1 protein-coding gene is annotated in these 464 nt (G+C 72.8%); it reads right to left on the bottom strand.

What is annotated here, in order from left to right; genetic code table 11:
- The coding region (locus tag GTW67_RS35255; RefSeq protein ID WP_161168785.1) for a beta-ketoacyl synthase N-terminal-like domain-containing protein at positions 1-464 on the bottom strand (464 nt) is incomplete at both ends.

Below are 464 nucleotides of genomic sequence, written 5' to 3'. Positions count from 1 at the left end.
GCCTCGATCGGGTCACCCAGCTTCGTGCCCGTACCGTGCGCCTCCACCACATCGACCTCGGCAGCGGACACCCCGGCGTTCGCCAACGCGGCCCGGATCACCCGCTGCTGAGACGGACCGTTCGGCGCGGACAGGCCATTGCTCGCACCGTCCTGGTTCAGCGCGGAACCCCGTACCACCGCCAGCACCTGGTGGCCGTTGCGGCGGGCGTCGGACACCCGTTCCAGGAGGAGCATGCCGACGCCCTCCGCCCAGCCGGTGCCGTCCGCGTCTGCCGCGAACGCCTTGCACCGGCCGTCGGGAGCAAGTCCCCGCTGGCGGCTGAACTCCACGAAGGCGCCGGGGCTGGCCATCACCGTCGCGCCGCCGGCCAGCGCCAGGGAGCACTCGCCCTGGCGCAGTGCCTGTGCTGCCCAGTGCAGTGCGACCAGCGACGACGAACACGCCGTGTCCACCGTCACCGC

This window comes from Streptomyces sp. SID5910 (assembly GCF_009862125.1).
Classification (GTDB): domain Bacteria; phylum Actinomycetota; class Actinomycetes; order Streptomycetales; family Streptomycetaceae; genus Streptomyces.
This window is presented reverse-complemented; position numbering and strand designations above follow the sequence as displayed.